Source organism: Pseudonocardia humida (assembly GCF_023898865.1).
Taxonomy (GTDB): domain Bacteria; phylum Actinomycetota; class Actinomycetes; order Mycobacteriales; family Pseudonocardiaceae; genus Pseudonocardia; species Pseudonocardia humida.
On the sequence record NZ_JAGSOV010000017.1, the window covers coordinates 31852 to 54794 of the forward strand.

17 protein-coding genes and 1 pseudogene are annotated in these 22943 nt (G+C 71.2%); 7 read left to right on the forward strand and 11 right to left on the reverse strand.

The window, feature by feature from the left end; translation table 11 throughout:
* Positions 1-45: 45 nt before the first annotated feature.
* From fusA to KDL28_RS08040, 4 genes are all read right to left on the reverse strand, one after another.
* Entirely contained in the window at positions 46-2145 is a 2100-nt protein-coding gene (gene fusA / locus KDL28_RS08025; protein WP_252436732.1) for an elongation factor G, read from the reverse strand.
* A 39-nt stretch (positions 2146-2184) separates the two neighbouring features.
* Positions 2185-2655: a 30S ribosomal protein S7 gene (rpsG, locus tag KDL28_RS08030; RefSeq protein ID WP_252436733.1), complete on the reverse strand. Its 471-nt coding sequence runs from the start codon at positions 2653-2655 to the stop codon at positions 2185-2187.
* Entirely contained in the window at positions 2655-3029 is a 375-nt protein-coding gene (gene rpsL / locus KDL28_RS08035; protein WP_142051261.1) for a 30S ribosomal protein S12, read from the reverse strand. Before rpsL ends, rpsG begins: the two co-directional genes overlap by 1 nt.
* Positions 3030-3478: 449 nt before the next feature.
* Entirely contained in the window at positions 3479-4072 is a 594-nt protein-coding gene (locus KDL28_RS08040) for a TetR/AcrR family transcriptional regulator (RefSeq protein ID WP_252436734.1), read from the reverse strand.
* A gap of 119 nt (positions 4073-4191) precedes the next feature.
* Between KDL28_RS08040 and KDL28_RS08045 the strand changes: the two genes are divergently transcribed.
* Both KDL28_RS08045 and KDL28_RS08050 read left to right on the forward strand, forming a co-directional pair.
* The gene (locus KDL28_RS08045) at positions 4192-5394 is read left to right on the forward strand and encodes an FAD-dependent monooxygenase (protein ID WP_252436735.1); all 1203 of its coding nucleotides are present in this window, start codon (positions 4192-4194) and stop codon (positions 5392-5394) included.
* A 46-nt stretch (positions 5395-5440) separates the two neighbouring features.
* A complete protein-coding gene (locus KDL28_RS08050) occupies positions 5441-6061 on the forward strand; it encodes a proteophosphoglycan 5 (RefSeq protein ID WP_252436736.1) in 621 nt (206 codons plus the stop codon).
* Positions 6062-6936: 875 nt separating this feature from the next.
* On the opposite strand, the gene KDL28_RS08055 is transcribed toward KDL28_RS08050, so the two are convergent.
* Positions 6937-10851: a DNA-directed RNA polymerase subunit beta' gene (locus tag KDL28_RS08055; RefSeq protein ID WP_252436737.1), complete on the reverse strand. Its 3915-nt coding sequence runs from the start codon at positions 10849-10851 to the stop codon at positions 6937-6939.
* 40 nt (positions 10852-10891) lie between these two features.
* Complete coding sequence (rpoB, locus tag KDL28_RS08060) at positions 10892-14416, reverse strand: DNA-directed RNA polymerase subunit beta (RefSeq protein ID WP_252436738.1); 3525 nt, start codon at positions 14414-14416, stop codon at positions 10892-10894.
* Positions 14417-15153: 737 nt separating this feature from the next.
* Between rpoB and KDL28_RS08065 the strand changes: the two genes are divergently transcribed.
* Positions 15154-16806, forward strand: a complete 1653-nt coding sequence (locus KDL28_RS08065; RefSeq protein ID WP_252436739.1) for an AMP-binding protein — start codon at positions 15154-15156, stop codon at positions 16804-16806.
* Positions 16807-16970: 164 nt separating this feature from the next.
* Here the strand turns inward: KDL28_RS08065 and rplL are convergent, their stop codons facing one another.
* Positions 16971-17357: a 50S ribosomal protein L7/L12 gene (gene rplL / locus KDL28_RS08070; RefSeq protein WP_252436740.1), complete on the reverse strand. Its 387-nt coding sequence runs from the start codon at positions 17355-17357 to the stop codon at positions 16971-16973.
* A gap of 33 nt (positions 17358-17390) precedes the next feature.
* On the reverse strand, positions 17391-18017 hold the full coding sequence (rplJ, locus tag KDL28_RS08075; protein ID WP_252436741.1) for a 50S ribosomal protein L10: 627 nt from the start codon (positions 18015-18017) through the stop codon (positions 17391-17393).
* Between the two features lie 442 nt (positions 18018-18459).
* Here rplJ and KDL28_RS08080 point away from each other — a divergent pair.
* From KDL28_RS08080 to KDL28_RS08090, 3 genes and pseudogenes are all read left to right on the forward strand, one after another.
* Positions 18460-18582: pseudogene (locus KDL28_RS08080) on the forward strand (helix-turn-helix domain-containing protein); the annotation flags it as partial.
* Between the two features lie 160 nt (positions 18583-18742).
* Positions 18743-18958: a hypothetical protein gene (locus KDL28_RS08085; RefSeq protein WP_252436799.1), complete on the forward strand. Its 216-nt coding sequence runs from the start codon at positions 18743-18745 to the stop codon at positions 18956-18958.
* Positions 18959-19123: 165 nt separating this feature from the next.
* On the forward strand, positions 19124-20221 hold the full coding sequence (locus tag KDL28_RS08090) for a CaiB/BaiF CoA transferase family protein (RefSeq protein ID WP_252436742.1): 1098 nt from the start codon (positions 19124-19126) through the stop codon (positions 20219-20221).
* 3 nt (positions 20222-20224) lie between these two features.
* On the opposite strand, the gene KDL28_RS08095 is transcribed toward KDL28_RS08090, so the two are convergent.
* Positions 20225-21157, reverse strand: coding sequence for a GlxA family transcriptional regulator (locus KDL28_RS08095; protein ID WP_252436743.1), 933 nt, complete (start codon positions 21155-21157; stop codon positions 20225-20227).
* A gap of 83 nt (positions 21158-21240) precedes the next feature.
* On the opposite strand from KDL28_RS08095, the gene KDL28_RS08100 reads away from it, so the two are divergent.
* On the forward strand, positions 21241-21651 hold the full coding sequence (locus KDL28_RS08100) for a DUF6010 family protein (protein WP_252436744.1): 411 nt from the start codon (positions 21241-21243) through the stop codon (positions 21649-21651).
* Between the two features lie 32 nt (positions 21652-21683).
* Here KDL28_RS08100 and rplA read toward each other — a convergent pair whose 3' ends face one another.
* Together rplA and rplK are read right to left on the reverse strand one after the other, a co-directional pair.
* A complete protein-coding gene (gene rplA, locus KDL28_RS08105; protein WP_252436745.1) occupies positions 21684-22403 on the reverse strand; it encodes a 50S ribosomal protein L1 in 720 nt (239 codons plus the stop codon).
* Positions 22404-22487: 84 nt separating this feature from the next.
* Positions 22488-22922 (reverse strand): 50S ribosomal protein L11, encoded by a 435-nt coding sequence (gene rplK, locus KDL28_RS08110; RefSeq protein ID WP_252436746.1) that lies wholly within the window; start codon positions 22920-22922, stop codon positions 22488-22490.
* Between the last annotated feature and the right edge of the window lie 21 nt (positions 22923-22943).

A 22943-nucleotide genomic window follows, 5' to 3' on the forward strand; every position in this document is an offset into this window, starting at 1 on the left:
TACCACCGCGGGCCCGGGTGGCCCGGGCCCGCGGTGAGGCGACTCTTACTCGCCGGTGGCCTTGGCGATGATCTCCTTGGCCACGTTGGTCGGGACCTCCGCGTAGGAGTCGAAGACCATGGTGTAGTTCGCCCGGCCCTGGGTCCGCGACCGGAGGTCGCCGACGTAGCCGAACATCTCGGACAGCGGCACGAGCGCCTTGATGACGCGCGCCCCGGCCCGCTCCTCCATGGCCTGGATCTGACCACGGCGAGAGTTGAGGTCGCCGATCACGTCGCCCATGTAGTCCTCGGGCGTGGTGACCTCGACGGCCATCATCGGCTCCAGCAGGGCCGGGCTGGCCTGGCGGGCGGCCTCCTTGAAGGCGATCGATCCGGCGACCTTGAAGGCCATCTCGGACGAGTCGACCTCGTGGTAGGCGCCGTCGACCAGGGTCAGCTTGACCCCGACGAGCGGGTAGCCGGCGAGCACGCCGTACTGCATGGCGTCCTGCGCCCCGGCGTCGACCGACGGGATGTACTCCCGCGGGATGCGACCACCGGTGACCTTGTTCTCGAACTCGTACAGCGCACCGTCGGCGGTGTCCAGCGGCTCCAGGGTGATGATCACCTTGGCGAACTGGCCGGAGCCACCGGTCTGCTTCTTGTGCGTGTAGCTGTACTTCTCGACGGTCCGACGGATCGTCTCGCGGTAGGCCACCTGCGGCTTACCGATGTTGGCCTCGACCTTGTAGTCGCTCTTCATCCGGTTGACCAGCACCTCGAGGTGCAGCTCGCCCATGCCGGCGAGGATGGTCTGGCCGGAGTCGTCGTCGGTGGAGACCTGGAACGTCGGGTCCTCCTCGGCGAGCTTCTGGATCGCCGTGGAGAGCTTCTCCTGGTCCGCCTTGGTCTTCGGCTCGACCGCGACCTGGATCACCGGCTCCGGGAAGGTCATCGACTCGAGCACGATCGGCGCCTGCGGGTCGCTGAGCGTGTCGCCGGTCGTCGTGTCCTTCAGACCGATGACCGCGTAGATGTGCCCGACCAGGGCCTCGTCGACCGGGTTCTCCTTGTTGGCGTGCATCTGGAAGATCTTCCCGATGCGCTCCTTGCGGTCCTTGGTCGAGTTGATGACCTGGGAACCGGCGGCGACCCGACCCGAGTAGACCCGGATGTAGGTGAGCTTGCCGAAGAACGGGTGCGCGGCGATCTTGAACGCGAGCGCCGAGAACGGCTCGTCCTTGCTGGGCTTGCGGATGGCCGGGGTCTCCCCGTCCGTCAGCGTGCCCTCGACCGGCGGCAGGTCGAACGGCGCCGGCAGGTAGTCGATGACCGCGTCGAGCATGGGCTGGACGCCCTTGTTCTTGAACGCGGACCCGCACAGGACCGGGTACGCCGCGCGGGTGCGGACGATCTCCCGGATGCCGTGCTTGATCTGCTCGACGGAGAGCTCCTCGCCACCGAGGTAGAGCTCCATCAGCTCGTCGTCGGTCTCGGCGACGGCCTCGACCAGCGCCGTGCGGTACTCGTCGGCCCGCTCCCGCAGATCGGCCGGGATCTCCTCGACGGTGTAGTCCTCGCCCTTGGCGACCTCGCCGCGCCAGGTCAGCGCGCGCATCTCGACCAGGTCGATGACACCGATGAAGTCGTTCTCGGAGCCGATCGGCAGCTGGATCGGCAGCGGCTTGGCCGCGAGCCGGTCCTGGATCGTGCGGACGGTGAAGTAGAAGTCCGCGCCCAGCTTGTCCATCTTGTTGACGAAGCAGATGCGGGGGACGTCGTACTTGGTGGCCTGCCGCCAGACCTGCTCGGACTGCGGCTCGACACCTTCCTTGCCGTCGAAGACCGCGACCGCGCCGTCGAGCACCCGCAGGTTGCGCTCCACCTCGACGGTGAAGTCGACGTGCCCGGGGGTGTCGATGATGTTGATCTGGTGGTCTTTCCAGAAGCAGGTCGTCGCGGCGGACGTGATCGTGATGCCGCGCTTCTGCTCCTCCTCCATCCAGTCCATCGTGGCGGCGCCGTCGTGCACCTCACCGATCTTGTAGTTGATCCCGGTGTAGTACAGGATCCGCTCGGTGGTGGTGGTCTTGCCGGCGTCGATGTGGGCCATGATGCCGATGTTGCGAACCTTGGTCAGGTCCGTCAGCACGTCCCGTGCCACTTTCAGCTCCTCAACAAGTTGGCGCGAGCGATCGGCCCGTCACCAGCGGTAATGGGCGAAGGCCTTGTTGGACTCCGCCATCTTGTGCATGTCCTCGCGGCGCTTGACGCTCGCGCCCAGGCCGTTGCTGGCGTCGAGGATCTCGTTCATCAGCCGGTCGACCATGGTCTTCTCGCGGCGCGCGGCCGCGAAGGACACCAGCCAGCGCAGCGCCAGCGTGGTCTGCCGGGTCGCGCGGACCTCGACCGGGACCTGGTAGGTCGCGCCACCGACGCGGCGGCTCTTGACCTCGAGGGCCGGCTTCACGTTGTCCATGGCGCGCTTCAGCGTGACCACCGGGTCGGTGCTGGTCTTGTCCCGGGTGCCCTCGAGCGCGGCGTAGACGATGCGCTCGGCCAGCGAGCGCTTGCCGTCCTTGAGGACCTTGTTCACCAGCTGGGTGACCAGCGGCGAGCTGTACACCGGGTCGCTGACCAGCGGCCGCTTCGGCGCGGGGCCCTTGCGAGGCATTAGCTCTTCTCCTTCTTGGCGCCGTAGCGGCTGCGCGACTGCTTGCGGTTGCGGACACCCTGGGTGTCCAGCGAACCGCGGATGATCTTGTAGCGCACCCCGGGGAGGTCCTTCACCCGGCCACCGCGGACCAGGACGATGGAGTGCTCCTGGAGGTTGTGACCCTCACCGGGGATGTAGGCGGTGACCTCGATGTCGCTGCTGAGCCGGACGCGGGCGACCTTGCGCAGCGCCGAGTTCGGCTTCTTGGGCGTCGTGGTGTACACGCGAGTGCACACGCCGCGGCGCTGCGGGCTCCCCTTCAGCGCTGCTGTCTTGGTCTTGCCGACCTTGTCCTGACGGCCCTTGCGGACCAGCTGCTGGATCGTGGGCATGAACCGTCTACTTCTTCCCGTCGGTGTGGCTCTATCGGAACTGCTGTGGGTCTCGTACTCGGTACCCGAGGTCGGGCGTGTCGCCGCCCGGGGCACCACACGATGGTCGAGACCTCGCGGAGGGCCTGGGGCCCGCGGACCCGGCAGCCGGTGGGCACGCACCGCAGTGCGCGATCCAAAGGCGCGTAGGCACGCGGATCGGCCCGACCGTGGTCGAGCGCAAGACCACAGAGTACCCGCCCCTCCGAATGGGGGTCAAAACGGGTCCAGGTCGGCGCCTCGCCGGTACGGGCAGGGTGCCGCAAGGACGTGCGCTCCGCAAGGGGACCCGCCCGCTCAGCGCTCTGGGGGCCCCACTCGTCGCGCACTCCTCCGCAGTCGATGGGTACAACTCCGGCCCGGCGGCGGGCATTCCCGATCGTGTGACGGCCGCCGCGGGGTCGTCGGTGCTAGCCGCCGGAGCGCGGCGCCGGGCCGATGGCGGCGGCCAGCGCCCGCAGCCCGGAGACGACGTCCGCCCCCGAGGGGGCGCGCTCGGGGTCGATGAGCCACTGCATGGCGACGCCGGAGATCAGCGCCATCTGCACCGACCCGACCGAGCGGACCACGTCGTCGGCGACCTCGGACTCGGGCACGCCCACCAGCCCCGCGGCCGAGCCGCGCCGGCCCTCCTGCTGGGCGTCGGCCAGCCGCTCCCGCAGTTCGGGGGCGTGCTCGGCCTGCACGAACGCGTCGATGGAGGCCAACCACAGGTGGCGCTGCTCGCGGAACGACCGGACCATCTCGACCCAGCCGGCGACGGCCGGGTCGTCGGACTCGTCCGCCGCGGCCGCGGTCATGGCCCGCTCGACCTCGTCGCCCCACTCCTCCATGGCCTGCACGAAGGCCGCGACCAGCAGGGCGTCGCGGGACCCGAAGTGGTAGCCGATGGCGGCGTGGCTGACCCCGGCCGCGGCGGCGATGTCGCGCACGGTCGTGCGCGCCCACCCGCGCTCGCGCAGGCACTGCGCCGCGCCGGCCAGCAGGTCCTCCCGGTTGCCCATGATCCCATCCTATCCCAGCCCTTGTCCGTCCGGTTGAACCAAGCGGATTGACCACATGGATTGACCAAGCGTGCAAATCCATGCCATGGTGCCTCCGCCACCGAGCGAGGGGGAACCCGATGAACGGCACCAAGGTCCTGGTCTCCGGCGCGAGCATCGCCGGCCCGACGCTGGCGTACTGGCTGGCCCGGCGCGGCGCGGACGTCACCGTCGTCGAGCAGGCCCCGCGGCTGCGCGGGGGCGGGCACGGCGTCGACTTCCGCGGCGCGCAGATGGAACTGCTCGACCGCATGGGCATCACCGACGACGTCCGCGCCCACCAGACGGCGATGGGCACCCAGACCATCATCGACGCGACCGGGCGGCCGATCGTCGAGCTGCCCGCGCTGTTCTTCAGCGGCGAGGTCGAGATCACCCGCGGCAACCTGGCCCGGATCCTGTACGAGCGCACGCGCGACCACGTCGAGTACGTCTTCGACGACTCGGTGACCGCGCTGACCGACACCGGCTCCGGTGTGGACGTGGAGTTCCGCCGCTCGTCGGGGCGCACCTTCGACCTGGTGATCGGCGCCGACGGCATGCACTCGAAGGTGCGCGCGCTCGCCTTCGGCCCCGAGTCCCGGTTCGCCGTCTTCCGCGGCTACTACATGGCCGGGTTCGACACCCCCAACTTCCTCGACCTCGACCACGTCGGCCTGGTCTACAACGAACCCGGCCGGGCGGTGATGGTCTCCAGCGACCGCGATCCGGCCGTGCTGGGCGTCGGCCTGCTGTTCGAGTCCGAGCGGCTGCACTACGACCGGCACGACACCGCGGCGCTGCGCCGGATCGTCGCCGAGCGGTTCGCCGGCGTCGGCTGGGAGACCCCGCGGCTGCTCGAGCACCTGCGGGAGGCTCCGGACCCCTACTTCGAGCCGCTGGAGCAGATCGAGCTGGACCGCTGGTCGACGGGCCGGATCGCGCTGCTCGGCGACGCCGCGTGGTGCGCGGGCCCCGGCGGGTCGGGCACCGGTCTGGCCATGATGGGCGCCTACGTACTGGCCGCCGAACTGGCCGCCGCCAGCGACGACCACACCGCCGCGTTCGCCCGCTACCAGCAGGTCCTGGCCAAGGCGGCGGCCAAGGGGCGGTGGCAGGCCAAGGGCGCGGGCGCCTTCCTGGCCCCGCCGACGCCGGCCCGGATCCGCCGCCGCAACCGGACCTACCGGCTGCTCTCCAGCCGGATCATGAGCCGGCCGTTCGCCAGGATCCTCGGCGGCGCCGCCAACGCCGTCACCCTCGACGCCTACCCCCGCACCGCCGAGCCGTCGCCCGCCCGCTGACCCGGGTGGGTGAACGCGGACGCCGACCGGCACGCATGATCACCCCATGGCCCTGGTGACGCTCGACCTGCCCCGCCCCGACGAGATGCGCGGCCGGTGGGCCGCGTTCGCCGCGGTGTGCGCCGCCCGCGGCTGGTCCGACAGCTGCCGCGCCGAGGGCGGGCGCTGGCACTACGACGACGGCGGCGGCAACTTCGCCGACCTCGTCCACGTCGGCGCGGGCCGTGCGGTGCTCATCGGCAACGACCACGAGTACTCCGACACCTACTTCGCGACCGCCGCCGAGTACTTCGGCGAGGAGGAGACCGATCTGCTGGCCGGCGCGCCGGACTGGTGGGCGCCGCCGGCGCGGGCCGCCATGGATCGCGGCGAGTGGATCGGCTTCGTCTACGGCTTCGACGGCACCACGTGGCGGCGGGCTGCCTACGACAAGCAGGACGGCTTCGCCTCGGTCGCCCTGCCCGCCGTCGACGAGCGGCGGTGCCGGGAGCTGATCGAGGAGTTCACCCAGGACGCCCCCGGCCTCGCCGGCCCCCCGAGCCCCGACGCCGTCGCCGCCCTCATCGCCGCCGACGGCGACGTCACCCCGGACCTCCTCGGCCGCGTCGTCGGCACGGGCGGCTGGGACCTCACCGCCGGCGCCGCCGCCGCCCGCGCCTTCCGCTGAGCGTCCTTCCCCTCCACCACACGAGAGTGGCTCTCGTTCGACGAGACGCAACGAGAGCCACTTCTCGTACCGGCCGGCGGCGGGAGCACCGCCCCGGACGAGAGGGACTCCCGTCCCATGCCGCCGCACGAGAGTGACCCTCGTGCGCATAGGCGCGACGAGAGCCACTCTCGTGCCGTGCGCGGTGCGGGTCAGCCGGCTCGACGGCCGTCGGCCGGCTCGGCGTGCAGCGGGGGACGCGGGCGTCGCGCGGCGTGGGCGTAGTTGGCCGCAGGTCGGCGAGCACCTTGGCCGGGTTCCGGAGGATGTCGCTCGGCTGGTGGTGCACGACCACGACTCCGGCCGCCATCAGCCGGTTGCGACGATCGACCGTGGCGGCGTACTCGTCGGGGCCGAGGTGCCACTCCCGGGAGTCGATCTCCCAGGCCATGGCGACCTCGTCGAACCAGGCGTCGGGCGTGGCGATGAAGCGACCGGCGGCATCGTGCAGGCGCGGGTCGAGGCCGGTGAGCACGCACGGCTCGCCGCCGCGGCCGCCGTACCGCAGCGCGGCCCGCCGGCGGTCGTCGCGGGTGGGTGGCCCGCTGTGCAGCAGGACGATCCCGGGCAGCAGCCCCTGCCACGGTCCGCCCGGCCGGCAGCGGCGGGCGATCGTGCTGCGGGAGGCGCCGCACTCCTCCAGCGCTCGCACCCGCACGACCCGGCCGCCACACCGGAACGAGAGCGGTCTCGTCCCGCCTGGCGCAGCGAGAGTGGCTCTCGTACCGCCTGCGGGACGAGAGCCACTCTCGTTCGGAGCGGGAACGCCGACGGGGCCGGCCACCGCCACGGGAGAGCGGTGACCGGCCCCGTCGAGGGACCTCCGGGCGGCTACCTCAGCGGTAGTCGCGACCGAAGTCGTAGTCGTCCAGCGGCACCGCGGCGCCGGTGCCCGTGCCGAACACGTCGGGGCTGTAGTAGCCGTCGTCGTAGCTCGGCAGCGCGTAGGCCGCCGTGCGGGCGTCCTCCGTGGGCTGGACCTGGATGTTGCGGTAGCGGTTGATCCCGGTGCCTGCCGGGATCAGCTTGCCGATGATCACGTTCTCCTTCAGCCCGACGAGCTTGTCGCGCTTTCCGTTGATCGCGGCATCGGTGAGGATCCGGGTGGTCTCCTGGAACGAGGCCGCGGACAGCCACGACTCCGTGGCCAGCGAGGCCTTCGTGATCCCCATCAGCACCGGGCGGCCGGAGGCGGGCTCGCCGCCCTCGGCGACCACGCGGCGGTTCTGCGCCTCGAAGTCGCCCCGCTCGGCCAGTGCGCCCGGCAGGAACTCCGTCGCGCCCGAGTCGATGATCGTGACCCGGCGCAGCATCTGCCGGACGATCACCTCGATGTGCTTGTCGTGGATGTCCACGCTCTGCGTGCGGTACACCTTCTGGACCTCGCGCACCAGGTGCAGCTGCACCTCGCGCGGGCCCATGACGCGCAGCACCTCGTGCGGGTCGGCGGTGCCCTCCAGCAGCAGCTGCCCGACGTGCACGTGGTCGCCGTCGGCGAGCGGTCGCTCCTGGCCGTCGACCACGGTCATCGCCAGCCACTGCCGCTTGGACAGCTTCTCGTAGACGATCTCCTCGGCCCCGTCGTCCGGGGTCAGGGTGATCTTCCAGAAGCGGTCGCCGTCCTCGATCGAGATGCGGCCGTCGACGTCGGCGATGGGCGCCTTGCCCTTCGGGACGCGGGCCTCGAAGAGCTCCGTCACGCGGGGCAGACCGGTCGTGATGTCGTCGCCCGCCACACCACCGGTGTGGAAGGTGCGCATCGTCAGCTGCGTGCCGGGCTCACCGATGGACTGCGCGGCCACGATGCCGACGGCCTCGCCGACGTCCACCAGCTTGCCGGTCGCCATCGAGCGGCCGTAGCACATGCCGCAGATGCCGGTGGCCGACATGCAGGTCAGGGCGCTGCGCACCTTGATCGTGCGGACGCCGGCGGCGACCAGCGCGTCGAGCGCCGGGTCGCCCAGGTCGCCGCCCTTGGCGACGATCACCTCGCCGTCCGGGCCGCGCACCTCCTCCGCGGAGCAGCGCGCGTAGATGCTGGTGCGGATGAAGCGGTGCGGGATGAGCCGGCCGTCGGCCGTCTCCTCCGTGACCTGCATCGTGATGCTGCGCTCGGAGCCGCAGTCCACCTCGCGGACGATGACGTCCTGCGACACGTCGACCAGGCGCCGGGTCAGGTAGCCCGAGTCGGCCGTGCGCAGCGCCGTGTCCGCCAGGCCCTTGCGGGTGCCGTGCGTGGAGATGAAGTACTCCAGCACCGACAGGCCCTCGCGGAAGTTGGACTTGATCGGCCGCGGGATGTACTCGCCCTTCGGGTTGGCCACCAGACCACGCATACCGGCGAGCTGCCGGACCTGGGTCATGTTGCCCGCCGCGCCCGACTTCACGATCGTCGGGATCGGGTTGTCCTCGGGGAAGTTGGCCTCCATGGCCCGGGCGACCTCTTCGGACGCCTGGTTCCAGATCTTGACCATCTCGTCGTTGCGCTCCTGGTGGGACAGGGCGCCCCGCTGGTAGCGCTTGTTGACCTGGTCGGCCTTGGCCTCGTAGCCGTCGAGGATCTGCTGCTTGTTCGGCGGCACCACCACGTCGGAGATCGCCATGGTGACCCCGGACCGGGTGGCCCAGTAGAAACCGGCGTCCTTGAGGCGGTCCAGGACCTGGGCCACCTCGGTCATCGAGTACCGCTCGGCCAGGTCGTTGATGATCGCGGCCTGGCGCTTCTTGGGCAGGATCTCGTTGACGAACGGGTAGTCCGGCGGCAGCAGCTCGTTGAACAGCACCCGGCCCAGGGTGGTCTGGGCCAGCCACGGGTCGCCCTCGCTCCAGCCGATCTCCTCCACGACCGGGGCCGGCGGGGTGACCCCGTGCAGCCGGATCCGGATCGGCGCCTGCAGGTGCAGGGCGCGCCGGTCGTAGGACATGATCGCCTCGGCCAGCGAGGAGAAGACCTGGCCCTCGCCGTTCGCGCCGGGGCGCTCGCGGCTGAGGTGGTAGAGGCCGGTCACCATGTCCAGGCGGGGCATGGCCAGCGGCCGGCCCGACGCCGGGGAGAGGATGTTGTTCGACGACAGCATCAGCACGCGGGCCTCGGACTGCGCCTCGGCCGACAGCGGCAGGTGCACCGCCATCTGGTCGCCGTCGAAGTCGGCGTTGAAGGCCTCGCAGACCAGCGGGTGCAGCTGGATCGCCTTGCCCTCGACCAGCTGCGGCTCGAAGGCCTGGATGCCCAGCCGGTGCAGGGTCGGTGCGCGGTTGAGCAGCACCGGGTGCTCGGAGATGACCTCCTCGAGCACGTCCCACACCTGCGAGCGCCCGCGCTCGACCATCCGCTTGGCGGACTTGATGTTCTGCGCGTGGTTCAGGTCGACCAGCCGCTTCATCACGAACGGCTTGAACAGCTCCAGCGCCATCTGCTTGGGCAGACCGCACTGGTGCAGCTTGAGCTGCGGGCCGACCACGATGACCGAACGGCCGGAGTAGTCGACGCGCTTGCCCAGCAGGTTCTGCCGGAACCGGCCCTGCTTGCCCTTGAGCAGGTCCGACAGCGACTTGAGCGGGCGGTTGCCCGGGCCGGTGACCGGCCGGCCGCGGCGGCCGTTGTCGAACAGCGCGTCGACGGCCTCCTGCAGCATCCGCTTCTCGTTGTTGACGATGATCTCGGGCGCGCCGAGGTCGATCAGCCGCTTGAGCCGGTTGTTCCGGTTGATCACGCGGCGGTACAGGTCGTTCAGGTCGGACGTGGCGAAGCGGCCACCGTCGAGCTGCACCATCGGGCGCAGGTCCGGCGGGATGACCGGGACGCAGTCCAGCACCATGCCCATCGGGCTGTTGCCGGTGACCTGGAACGCCGCCACGACCTTGAGCCGCTTGAGCGCGCGCAGCTTCTTCTGGCCCTTGCCGCTGCGGATGGTCTCGCGGAGGTTCTCCGCCTCGGCCGGGATGTCGAAGTTCTGCAGCAGGGTCTGGATCGCCTCGGCGCCCATCGCCCCGGTGAAGTAGTCGCCGTAGCGGTCGTACAGCTCGCGGTAGAGGGTCTCGTCCGCGATGAGCTGCTGCACGTCGAGCTTGGTGAAGCTGGTCCAGATCTCGTCGAGCTGGTCCAGCTTGCGCTGGGCCCGGTCGCGGAGCTGGCGCATCTCGCGCTCGCCACCCTCCTTGACCTTGCGGCGGACGTCGCTCTTGGCGCCCTCCGCCTCCAGCTCGGCCAGGTCGGCCTCGAGCTTCTGGGCGCGCTTCTCCAGCTCGACGTCGCGCTCCTGCTCGACCCGGCGCCGCTCGACCGTCATCTCGTTCTCGAGATTGGACATGTCCTCGTGGCGCAGGTCCTTGTTCACCGACGTGATGACGTACGCGGCGAAGTAAATGATCTTCTCGAGGTCCTTGGGGGCCAGGTCGAGCAGGTAGCCCAGCCGGCTCGGGACGCCCTTGAAGTACCAGATGTGGGTGACCGGCGCGGCCAGCTCGATGTGGCCCATCCGCTCACGGCGCACCTTGGCCCGAGTGACCTCGACGCCGCAGCGCTCGCAGATGATGCCCTTGAACCGGACGCGCTTGTACTTGCCGCAGTAGCACTCCCAGTCGCGGGTCGGGCCGAAGATCTTCTCGCAGAAGAGTCCGTCCTTCTCCGGCTTGAGGGTGCGGTAGTTGATGGTCTCGGGCTTCTTCACCTCGCCGTGCGACCACTGGCGGATGTCCTCCGCCGTGGCCAGACCGATGCGAAGCTCGTCGAAGAAGTTGACGTCGAGCACGTGTGTCCTCAGTTCCTTCTTGTCGCTCGCTCGGGCGGGATCAGTTGACGACGTCGTCGACGGTCATCGAGTCGGAGCCGGGGCGGCTGGACAGGTTGATGCCCAGGTTCGCCGCGGCGCGCTCGAGGTCCTCGTCGTCGGTGTCGCGCATCTCGATCGCCGCGCCGTCGCTGGAGAGCACCTCGACGTTCAGGCACAGCGACTGGAGCTCCTTCAGGAGCACCTTGAACGACTCCGGGATGCCCGGCTCGGGGATGTTCTCGCCCTTGACGATCGCCTCGTAGACCTTGACCCGGCCCACGACGTCGTCGGACTTGATCGTCAGCAGCTCCTGCAGCGTGTACGCCGCGCCGTAGGCCTGCATCGCCCAGCACTCCATCTCGCCGAACCGCTGGCCACCGAACTGGGCCTTACCGCCCAGCGGCTGCTGCGTGATCATCGAGTACGGACCGGTGGACCGTGCGTGGATCTTGTCGTCCACGAGGTGGGCCAGCTTCAGGATGTACATGTAGCCGACCGCCACCGGGAACGGGAACGGCTCGCCGGAGCGCCCGTCCATCAGGGTGGCCTTGCCGTCCTCGCCGACCATGCGCTCGCCGTCGCGGTTGGGCCGGGTGCTGCCGAGCAGCCCGGTGATCTCGTTCTCCTTGGCCCCGTCGAACACCGGCGTGGCCGTGTTCGTGCCGGGGGGCACGGAGTAGAGGTCCTCGGGCATCTTCGCCGCCCAGTCGGGCCTGCCCTCGATCTCCCAGCCGGACTTGGCGATCCACCCGAGGTGGGTCTCCAGGACCTGGCCGATGTTCATCCGTCGCGGAACACCGTGGGTGTTCAGGATGATGTCGACCGGGGTGCCGTCGGACAGGAAGGGCATGTCCTCGGCGGGCAGGATCTTGCCGATCACGCCCTTGTTGCCGTGCCGGCCGGCGAGCTTGTCGCCGTCCTGGATCTTCCGCTTCTGCGCGACGTAGACCCGCACCAGCTCGTTCACGCCGGGGGCGAGCTCGTCCTCGTCGTCGCGGGAGAACACCCGGATGCCGATGACCTTGCCGTTCTCGCCGTGCGGCACCTTCAGGGAGGTGTCGCGCACCTCGCGCGCCTTCTCGCCGAAGATCGCGCGCAGCAGCCGCTCCTCCGGGGTCAGCTCGGTCTCGCCCTTCGGGGTGACCTTGCCGACCAGGATGTCGCCGGGCTGGACCTCGGCGCCGATCCGGATGATGCCGCGCTCGTCGAGGTCGGCCAGGACCTCCTCGGAGACGTTCGGGATGTCCCGGGTGATCTCCTCGGCGCCCAGCTTGGTGTCGCGGGCGTCGATCTCGTGCTCCTCGATGTGGATCGACGTGAGCACGTCGTCCTGCACCAGGCGCTGCGAGAGGATGATCGCGTCCTCGTAGTTGTGGCCCTCCCACGGCATGATCGCCACGAGCAGGTTCTTGCCCAGCGCCATCTCACCGTTCTCGGTGCACGGCCCGTCGGCGATGACCTGCCCGACCTCGACCCGCTGGCCCTCGTCCACGATGGGCTTCTGGTTGTTGCAGGTGCCCTGGTTGGAGCGGCGGAACTTGTTCAGCCGGTAGGTGGTGCGGGTGCCGTCGTCGGCCATGACGGTGATGTAGTCGGCGCAGAGCTCCTCGACCACACCGGCCTTCTCGGCCACCAGCACGTCGCCGGCGTCGACCGCGGCGCGCAGCTCCATGCCCGTGCCGACCAGCGGCGACTCGCTGCGCAGCAGCGGCACCGACTGGCGCTGCATGTTGGCGCCCATCAGCGCGCGGTTCGCGTCGTCGTGCTCGAGGAACGGGATCAGCGCGGTCGCGACCGACACCATCTGCCGCGGCGAGACGTCGATGTAGTCGACGCCCGTCGGCGGGATGTAGTCGACCTCGCCCGCCTTGCGGCGGACCAGCACGCGCTCCTCGGTGAAGGAGCCGTCCTCCTGCAGCGGCGCGTTGGCCTGCGCGATGACGAAGCGGTCCTCCTCGTCCGCGGTGAGGTAGTCGATCTGCTCGGTGACCCGGCCCTCGACGACCTTGCGGTACGGGGTCTGGATGAAGCCGAACGGGTTGACCTGCGCGAACGTCGACAGCGACCCGATCAGGCCGATGTTCGGGCCTTCCGGGGTCTCGATCGGGCACATCCGGCCGTAGTGGCTGGTGTGCACGTCGCGGACCTCGAAGCCGGCCCGCTCGCGGGACAGACCACCCGGACCCAGCGCCGACAGCCGCCGCTTGTGCGTCAGCCCGGCCAGCGGGTTGTGCTGGTCCATGAACTGCGACAGCTGCGAGGTGCCGAAGAACTCCCGGATCGCGGCCGAGACCGGCCGGATGTTGATCAAGGTCTGCGGGGTGATCGCCTCGACGTCCTGGGTGGTCATCCGCTCGCGGACGACCCGCTCCATGCGGGACAGCCCGACCCGGACCTGGTTCTGGATCAGCTCGCCGACCGTGCGCAGGCGCCGGTTGCCGAAGTGGTCGATGTCGTCGATCTCGACCGGCACCGTGACGCCGCCGTTGCCGTCGGCGTCGGCGCCCACCGTCATCTCGGTCTCGCCGGCGTGCAGCCGGACGAGGTACTCGATGGTGGTGGCGATGTCCTCCTCGGTGAGCATCCCGATTCGGTTCTCGATCTTCAGGCCGAGCTTCTTGTTGGCCTTGTAGCGGCCGACCTTCGCGAGGTCGTAGCGCTTGTCCTTGAAGAACAGGTTCTCCAGGAGGGTCTGCGCGCTCTCGCGGGTCGGCGGCTCGCCCGGGCGCAGCTTGCGGTAGATGTCGAGCAGGGCCTCGTCCTGGCCCGCGGTGTGGTCCTTCTCCAGCGTCGCCATGATCGTCTCGGAGAAGCCGAACCGGGCCTGGATCTGCTCCGCGGACCAGCCCAGCGCCTTGAGCAGCACGGTGACCGGCTGGCGGCGCTTGCGGTCGATGCGGACGCCGACGGTGTCGCGCTTGTCGACGTCGAACTCGAGCCACGCGCCGCGGCTCGGGATGACGCGCACCGAGTAGACGTCCTTCTCGGTCGTCTTGTCGATGTCGTGGGAGAAGTACACGCCCGGGGACCGGACGAGCTGGGACACCACGACGCGCTCGGTGCCGTTGATGATGAACGTGCCCTTGTCGGTCATCACCGGGAAGTCGCCCATGAACACCGTCTGGCTCTTGATCTCGCCGGTGGTGTTGTTGGTGAACTCCGCGGTGACGAACAGCGGGGCGCCGTAGGTCATGTCCTTGTCCCGGCACTCCTCGACGGAGGCCTTGACCTCGTCGAAGCGGGGGTCGGAGAAGGACAGCGACATCGAGCCGGAGAAGTCCTCGATCGGAGAGATCTCCGCGAGGACCTCCTCCAGCCCGCCCATCGGGTTCTCGTCGCCGGCGTCGATGCGTCGCTGGAACCAGGCCTCGTTCCCGACCAGCCACTCGAACGACTGGATCTGGAGGTCGAGCAGGTCGGGCACCTCGAGAGGCTCGCGGATCTTCGCGAAGGTGACCCGAGTGGGCGCTCCCGGGAAGTTCGGGTTGGCCGAAACAGCGGCGAGGGCTGCCGTGGGCGAGGTGGTGGCGCTGGACGAAGCCAAGATGCGTCCTTCCGAGAACTGCGCTCTCGTCTGGCGAGCTCCGGGCCCCACGCGCTACCGTGCGTCCGATCGACCCGGGCGGGAGGTCCGGGCCGGCGGACGCGCGGATGCGGGCTTCCGGTGCGCGCCGTCTGTTGTCATGGCGCAGCCGCCGGCCAGTCTCGCGAGAACGCAGGGACGGGTACTCCCTGCGACAGGAACCCCCCTGCGCGCACGCGAAGCTGGACGTAGGCAGCGCAAAGAGGCAGTCTAGCTGCAAACGCAGCCGCTGTCGAGGCGGGTCGCCGAAGGCGTCCGCCGAGACCTAAGAGTGACCTGACTCCCGCATCGAGTCAAGACGCTACGCGTCGGTAAGTGGTGCTTTTCGCGGGACGACCGGGCCTCCGACGTGCACTTCTGCCGCTCCGGGCGGCTCCGCGCGGGTTTCGACGCGCGTCGACGACCGCCCACCGGACGGTGACCTACTACCACAATCCGCGACCGCACGCACGCGCATCGGTCGACGGTCTTCCGTCACGACTCCCGACCCGTCAGGTCTCCTTGACTCCGACCCCGGCCCCGTCGAACGATCACCCGATCGGCACTGCCGCGACGACGCAGGAGACGACGATGTCCGACGCAACCCTGATGACCGACCTCCTCGGCTCCCCTTCGCCCGGTGGACCCTCGCGCATCGGACGGAGCACGCTAGCCGATCATCAGCCGATCGAGCGGCACGACACGCCGGGGAGCAGGCGGTGACCGACTACAACGCCCGGCCCTGGCTCCCCCGCTACGACGCGGGCCAGCCGCACGACCTCGTCCCGGAGTTCCCCGACGCGCTCAGCATGTTCGCGGCCACCGCCGCCCGCGTGCCGGACGCCGACGCCGTCCGCTACCTGGGTGGGCGCATCACCTACCGCGAGCTCGACGAGCTCACCGACGCCTTCGCCGCCGGCCTGCTCGAGGGCGGCTTCACCGCGGGCGACCGGGTCGCGCTCTACCTGCAGAACGTCCCCCAGTTCGTGATCGGCCTGGTCGGCGCCTGGAAGGCGGGCGGCATCGCGGTCTCGGTCAACCCGATGAACCGCGAGCGCGAGCTGGAGCTGCTGCTGCGCGACTCCGGCGCCACCGTGCTGGTGTGCCTGCAGAGCCTCTACCGCGACGTCGCGGCGGCCGTGCTGCCCGGCACCGACGTGCGCACCGTGCTCACCACCTCCGAGCTGGAGTACGCCACCGAACCCGACGAGCGCCTCCTCGGCGGCACCGAGCGCATCGAGCTGCCCGACACCGTCGACCTCGCCGGCCTGCTGGAGCGCTTCCGCGGGCAGCGGCCCCCCGCGGTGTCCTTCACCGCGGACGACATCGCGTTCCTGACCTACACCTCGGGCACCACCGGCCCGCCCAAGGGCGCCATGAACACCCACGGCAACGTGGTGTTCAACAGCCAGGCCTACCGGCACTGGTGCGAGCTCGACGGCGACGCGGTGGTCCTCGGCGTGGCCCCGCTGTTCCACATCACCGGCCTGATCGGGCACATCACGGTGTCCCTGCTGCTCGGCGCGCCGCTGGTGCTGTTCCACCGGTTCGAGCCCTCCGCGGCCATCGACGTCATCCGCGCCGAGCGCCCCACCTTCACCATCGGCTCCATCACCGTGTTCATCGCGCTGATGAACGCCCCGAACGCCGAGAAGGAGGCGCTGACCTCGCTCACCCGGATCTGGTCGGGCGGCGCCCCGATCCCGCCGTCCACGGTGAAGGCGTTCTCCCAGACGTTCGGCCAGTACGTCCACAACATCTACGGCCTCACCGAGACCACCTCCCCGTCGCACGGGGTCCCGCGCGGCGCCGAGGCCCCCGTCGACGAGGCCTCCGGGGCGCTGTCGGTCGGCGTGCCGATCTACAACACCGTCGTGCGGATCGTCGGCGAGGACGGCCAGGACCTCCCCGCCGGCGAGGTCGGCGAGATCGTCACCACCGGCCCCCAGGTCGTGCCGGGCTACTGGAACAAGCCGGAGGAGACCGCGAAGGCCATCCCCGGCGGCGCCCTGCACACCGGCGACGTCGGCTACATGGACGAGCAGGGCTGGTTCTACATCGTCGACCGCAAGAAGGACCAGATCAACGCGGGCGGCTACAAGGTCTGGCCCCGCGAGGTCGAGGACGTGCTCTACGAGCACGAGGCCGTCCGCGAGGCGGCGGTCGTCGGGGTGCCCGACGAGTACCGGGGCGAGACCGTGAAGGCCTTCGTCAGCCTGCGCCCTGGCCGGTCGGTCGACGAGGCCGAGCTGATCGCGTTCTGCAGGGCGCGGATGGCCGCGTACAAGTACCCCCGGCAGGTCGAGTTCCTCGACGAGATCCCGAAGACGGTGACCGGGAAGCTGCTGCGCCGCGAGCTCCGCGGCCGCTGAGCACCGCGCACACCTCCTGGCCACCGCGCGCATGTCGGGACGTGTGCGCGGTGGCCACGGGGTGCGCGCGGTGGTGGGTGGACGACTCTCGTTGCGCTCAACGGGCGGGAACGCGAGCGGGGCCCCGCGCCCACCGCGGCGGGGCCCCCCGCGGGGGCGGCGACTCAGGTCAGGGAGACCTTGGCGCCGGCGTCCTCGAGCTTGGCCTTGGCGGCGTCGGCGGCGTCCTTGGCCACGCCCTCCAGGATCGGCTTCGGGGCGGACTCGACCAGGTCCTTGGCCTCCTTGAGGCCCAGCCCGGAGACCAGCTCGCGGACGACCTTGATGACCTGGATCTTCTTGTCGCCCGCGGCCTCGAGGACGACGTTGAACTCGTCCTTCTCCTCGGGGGCCTCGGCGGCCGGGCCGGCGGGGCCGGCGGCGGCGACGGCGACGGGGGCGGCCGCGGTGACGTCGAAGGTCTCCTCGAACTTCTTCACGAACTCGGAGAGCTCGATCAGGGTGAGGTCCTTGAAGGCGTCGAGCAGCTCGTCGGTGGACAGCTTCGCCATGGTGGCGTTCCTCTCTGGTTAAGGGGGGTGGGGTCAGCTCTCGACGTCGGCCGGGGCCGCGTCGTCGGAGCTGGAGTCGGAGCTGGTGTCGGCGCTGGTGTCGGCGCTGGTGTCGGCGCTGGAGTCGGCGGGGGCGGCCCCGCCCTCCTCGGCGCGCTTGTCGACGAGCGCCTGGGCCAGGCGGGCCATCTGCGAGGCCGGGGCGGCGAACAGCCCGGCGGCCTTGGCCATCGTGCCCTTCATCGCGCCCGCCAGCTTCGACAGCAGCACCTCGCGGGACTCGAGGTCGGCCAGCTGGTTGACCTCTTCGACGGTCAGGGCGCGGCCGTCCATGTAGCCGCCCTTGATCACCAGGCCCTGGTTGGCCTTGGCGAAGTCGCGCAGCGCCTTGGCGGCGTCGACGGGCTCGCCGGTGATGAACGCGATCGCCGTCGGGCCGACCAGCAGTGCGTCGATGCCCTTGACGCCCGCGTCGTCGGCGGCCCGCTTGACCAGCGTGTTCTTCGCGACGCGGTACGTCGCGGTCTCGCCGAGCGAGCGGCGCAGCGTCGTCAGCTGGGCCATCGTCAGGCCGCGGTACTCGGTGACCACCGCGGCGGTCGAGCCCTGGAACCGGCCGGCGATGTCCTCCACGGCCGTGATCTTGTCGGGTCTGACCATCCTTGCCTCCTCTCCGGATGTCGTGCTCGTGGGGCAGGCCCACCGTGACGACCCCGGAGACGACGAACGCCCCGGCGCAGGAGCGCACGGGGCGTGGCACGGGCGCGCGATGGCACCCTGGCTGACCTCGTCCTCCTGCGCGGGTCGCCCGCCGGCGGCGGGACCTTCGTGCCGCGCCCGGCTCAGCCGGGCGGGCAGACCTGCGGTCTTCGGTGGAACTGGTGACCAGGGTACGCCACCCCCTCGGGTGGTCCCGCACTCGCCCCGGAGCCGGTGCTGCGCCGGTGCGGTTCCGTCCCTCGGGCGCGCCGGCACAACAGCGTGCGGGCGGGCTAGGTAGTCCTACGCAACGGCGCCGCGGCTCGCCCATCCCGTCCCTGCCAACGGCGCAACCTGCCCCCGGGGCCGGCAACGCTCCGCCGCCATCACCCGATCGGTGGACATGGATGGGTTCGGGGACGGGGTCCGGCTCCGCCGGTTGCGGACCGGGCTGACCCAGGAGGAGCTGGCCGAGCGGGCCGGGGTGAGCGTCCGCGGACTGCGCAAGCTCGAGGTCGGCGAGATCACCCGACCGCGGCCGCGGACGGTGCGGGCGCTCGCCGCGGCGCTCGGCGTGGGGCCCGCGGGGTGGGCGGCGTTCCGGGTGGGCGCGCATCCGGGTTCGGCCGACGCGGCGCCGTTCCGCTGGCCGCCCCCGGCAGCTGCGCGCGGAGAGCCCGCGCTCGGTGTTCCGCGAGCGGGACCTGACCGCGCTGGACGACGCGCTGCTGGGCGGATCGCCGTTCGGCGTGCCGGTCGCGGTGGTCACCGGCCCGCTGGACGGGGCGCTGTACCGCTCGCTGCTGTGCGACCGCCGCGCCCTCGTCGTGCTCGACGGTGCGGGGACGCCGGTCAGGTGCGGCCGCTGCTGCCCGGTGCGCCCGGTGCCGCGGTGCTGGTGACCGGCGCCGCCGGGCCGGCCGCCGACATGGGGGCCGCGGCGGTGGCCGCGGGAGCCGCGGTGGGGGTGGGCGGCGAGTGCGGTGGCTGAGACCACGGGCCTCGACGATGGTCGAACGGTCAGCCCCGACCGTATGGTGACGGCGGTCGAACGACGGAGGTGTCGGGTGCAACGAAGCGGACCACTGGCCGGGCTGAAGGTCGTCGAGCTGGCCGGGATCGGCCCCGGGCCGCACGCCGCGATGGTGCTGGGCGACCTGGGCGCCGAGGTCGTGCGGGTCGACCGGCCGTCAGGGGCCGCGCGGCCCGGGCCCGGCGCCGTCGCCGACCCGACGCTGCGCGGGCGCCGCCGGATCGCCGTCGACCTCAAGGACCCGGCGGGCCGGGAGGCCGTGCTGAGCCTGGTCGAGAGGGCCGACGTGCTGATCGAGGGCTACCGGCCCGGGGTCACCGAGCGGCTCGGCGTCGGCCCGGACGACTGCCACGCCCGCAACCCGAAGCTCGTCTACGCCCGGATGACCGGCTGGGGGCAGGACGGGCCGCTGGCCCAGCGGGCCGGCCACGACATCAACTACATCTCGCTCACCGGCCTGCTGCACGCCATCGGCCGGCCCGGCGAGCGGCCCGTCCCGCCGCTGAACCTCGTCGGCGACTTCGGCGGCGGGTCGATGTTCCTGCTGGTCGGGGTGCTCTCGGCGCTGTGGGAGGCGCAGCGCTCGGGGCGCGGCCAGGTCGTCGACGCGGCGATGGTCGACGGCGCCTCCGTGCTCGGCCAGATGTTCTGGGGCTTCCTGGCCCAGAAGGCCTGGGTCGACCAGCCCGGCGTCAACATGCTCGACGGCGGCGCCCCGTTCTACGACACCTACACCTGCGCCGACGGCAGGCACGTGGCGGTGGGCGCGATCGAGCCGCAGTTCTACGCGGCGCTGCTGGCCGGGCTGGGCCTGACCGACGCCGAGCTGCCCGGCCAGCTCGACCGCGACAACTGGCCCGCGCTCAAGGCCCGCCTCGCCGAGGTCTTCGCCACCCGCAGCCGCGACGAGTGGGTCGAGGTGTTCGCCGGCACCGACGCGTGTGTGACACCGGTGCTGGCGTTCGGCGAGGTCGCCGCGCACCCGCACCTGGACGCCCGCGGCACGATCGTCGACCCCGGCGGCGTCCCGCAGGCGGCCCCGGCCCCGCGCTTCTCCCGCACCGCCACGGTCGTGCCGGAGGCGGCGGGCGACGCGGAGCAGGTCGAGGCGATCCTCGCCGACTGGGCCTGAGCCTCAGCCGGCGCGGAACGCGCGCCGGTAGTCGCGCGGGCTGACGCCGACGACCTCGCGGAACCGCTGGCGGAACGCCGTCGGCGAGGCGAACCCCACGTCCTCGCCGATCCGCTCCACCGGCCGGTCGGTGCTCTCCAGCAGCTGCTGGGCCCGGCGCACGCGGTGGCGGCGCAGCCAGTGCGCCGGCGTGCTGCCGGTCTGCTCGCGGAAGCGCCTGCTCAACGAGCGGGTGCTCATGACGGCCCTGGCGGCGATGTCGTCGAGGGTGAGCGGGCGGTGCAGGTTCTCGACCAGCCAGCCCAGCAGCGGCTCCAGCGAGCCGCCCGCCGGCCCCGGCGGCTCGTGGGCGACGAACTGGGCCTGCCCGCCCGCGCGCTCCAGCGGCATGACCGACGCCCTGGCGGCATCGGCGGCCACCGCCGCGCCGTGGTCGCGGCGCACCAGGTGCAGGCACAGGTCGAGGCCCGCGGCCGCGCCCGCCGAGGTCAGCACGTCGCCCTCGTCGACGTAGAGGACGTCCGGGTCGACGCGCACGGCCGGGTGGCGGCGGGCCAGCTCGGCGGCCGCGGCCCAGTGGGTGGTGGCCCGGCGCCCGTCGAGGAGCCCGGCCGCGGCGAGCACGAACGCCCCCGCGCAGATCGACACCTTGCGCCCCGGGGCGGTCCGCAGCGCGTCGAGGACGGCGCCCGGGACCGACCGCTCGGCGTCGGCGACGCCGGGCACGACCACCGTGTCGGCCGCGGCCAGCGCGCCCAGGCCGTGCGGCACCCGGAGCGCGACGAGCCCCGCGGCGACCTGCGGGGTGGCGGCGCACACGAGCACCTCGTAGGCGGGCCGCCCGTCGGCCAGCCGGGCGCGGCCGAAGACCTCGACCGGGAGCGCCAGGTCGAACGGGACGACGCCGTCGAAGGCCAGTACCGCGACGCGATGCACGCCCCCATCCTGGCGCGGATCCGTCGGTGCGCGTCCGTCCGGCCACTGCCGGGGTGGGTCGCGCCGCCCTAGCGTCCGTGATCATGACCGTGCTCGTCCCGCTGCTGATCGGTGTCGTCTACGTCTGCCTGGCCTCGCTGCCGCCCGAACCGCAACGGCGGCGGCTCAACGCGGTGGTGCTCGCGGGCGCGGGGGCGGCGTACCTCAGCGGCGGCGGCCTGGGCGGGTGGGAGTTCGCCTTCACCACCGTGCTCACCTACTGCGCGTACCGCGGGCTGGAGTCGTGGACGTTCATCGGCATCGGCTGGCTGCTGCACACCGGTTGGGACCTGCTGCACCACGTGCACGGCAACCCGATCGTCCCGTTCGCCGAGCACTCCTCGCTGGGCTGCGCGATCTGCGACCCGGTGATCGCGCTGTGGTGCCTGGCCGGCGGCCCGTCGGTGGTCGACCTCGTCCGGCGGGTCCGGACACGACTGCGCCCCGCCACCTGAGCGGTGGCGGGGCGCTGCGGTCGTGCGCTCGGTCAGGCCGAGTTCTCGTCGACCAGGAGGTTGCGGGTGCGGTTCGGGTCGACCGCGATGCCCGGGCCCGTCGTGGTCGAGATGGTGATCTTCTTGATGTACCGGCCCTTGGCCGCCGACGGCTTGGCTCGCAGGATCTCGTCGAGGGCGACGCCGTAGTTCTCCACCAGCTTCTCGGTGGGGAACGAGGCCTTGCCGATGATGAGGTGCAGGTTGGACTGCTTGTCGACGCGGAAGCTGATCTTGCCGCCCTTGATGTCCTGGACGGCCTTGGTGACGTCCGGGGTGACGGTGCCGGTCTTCGGGTTCGGCATCAGCCCGCGCGGGCCCAGGATGCGGGCGATCCGACCGACCTTGGCCATCTGGTCGGGGGTGGCGATGGCGGCGTCGAACTCCAGCCAGCCGCCCTGGATGCGCTCGATCAGGTCCTCGGCGCCCACCGCGTCGGCGCCGGCCGCCTCGGCCTCGGCGGCCTTGTCGCCGGTGGCGAAGACGATCACGCGGACGGTCTTGCCGGTGCCGTGCGGCAGGCTGACCGTGCCGCGGACCATCTGGTCGGCCTTGCGGGGGTCGACGCCCAGGCGCATCGCGACCTCGACGGTCGCGTCCATCTTGCTGCTGGCGGTCTCGCGGGCGAGGTTCGCCGCCTCCAGCGGGGTGTAGAGCCGTCCGGCCTCGATCTTCTCGGCGGCCTGGCGGTAGACCTTGCTGCGCTGTGCCATGGAACTGTCCTCTGCGGGTCAGGTCGTGGTGCGAGCCGCGCTCGGCTCTCCCACGCGTTCAGGTTGTGACAGGGAGGGAACGCGTCAGCCCGAGACCGTGATTCCCATCGACCGCGCGGTACCGGCGATGATCTTCGTCGCCTGGTCGATGTCGGTGGCGTTCAGGTCGGAGAGCTTGGTCTGCGCGATCTGGCGGACCTGCTCCATGGTGACCGTGGCCACCTTCTTGATGTGCGGCTCGCCGCTGCCCTTGTCCACACCGGCCGCCTTCAGCAGCAGGCGCGCCGCCGGAGGGGTCTTGAGGGTGAAGTCGAACGAGCGGTCCTCGTAGACCTTGATCTCGACCGGCACGATGTCGCCGCGCTGGGACTCGGTGGCGGCGTTGTAGGCCTTGCAGAACTCCATGATGTTCACGCCGTGCTGGCCCAGCGCGGGGCCGACCGGCGGTGCCGGGGTCGCGGCCCCGGCCTTGATCTGGAGCTTGATGATCGCGGAGAGCTTCCGCTTCTTGGGGGGCATCGCGTCATTCCCTGTTCGTGG

Bases quoted from the DNA above. Each gene is read 5' to 3' on its own strand.
- KDL28_RS08040 (WP_252436734.1), bottom strand. From the start codon at position 4,072: ATGGGCAACCGGGAGGACCTGCTGGCCGGCGCGGCGCAGTGCCTGCGC.
- rplA (WP_252436745.1), bottom strand. From the start codon at position 22,403: ATGGCACAGCGCAGCAAGGTCTACCGCCAGGCCGCCGAGAAGATCGAG.
- rplK (WP_252436746.1), bottom strand. From the start codon at position 22,922: ATGCCCCCCAAGAAGCGGAAGCTCTCCGCGATCATCAAGCTCCAGATC.
- rpsG (WP_252436733.1), bottom strand. From the start codon at position 2,655: ATGCCTCGCAAGGGCCCCGCGCCGAAGCGGCCGCTGGTCAGCGACCCG.
- rpsL (WP_142051261.1), bottom strand. From the start codon at position 3,029: ATGCCCACGATCCAGCAGCTGGTCCGCAAGGGCCGTCAGGACAAGGTC.
- rplL (WP_252436740.1), bottom strand. From the start codon at position 17,357: ATGGCGAAGCTGTCCACCGACGAGCTGCTCGACGCCTTCAAGGACCTC.
- KDL28_RS08050 (WP_252436736.1), top strand. From the start codon at position 5,441: ATGGCCCTGGTGACGCTCGACCTGCCCCGCCCCGACGAGATGCGCGGC.
- rplJ (WP_252436741.1), bottom strand. From the start codon at position 18,017: ATGGTCAGACCCGACAAGATCACGGCCGTGGAGGACATCGCCGGCCGG.
- KDL28_RS08100 (WP_252436744.1), top strand. From the start codon at position 21,241: ATGACCGTGCTCGTCCCGCTGCTGATCGGTGTCGTCTACGTCTGCCTG.
- KDL28_RS08045 (WP_252436735.1), top strand. From the start codon at position 4,192: ATGAACGGCACCAAGGTCCTGGTCTCCGGCGCGAGCATCGCCGGCCCG.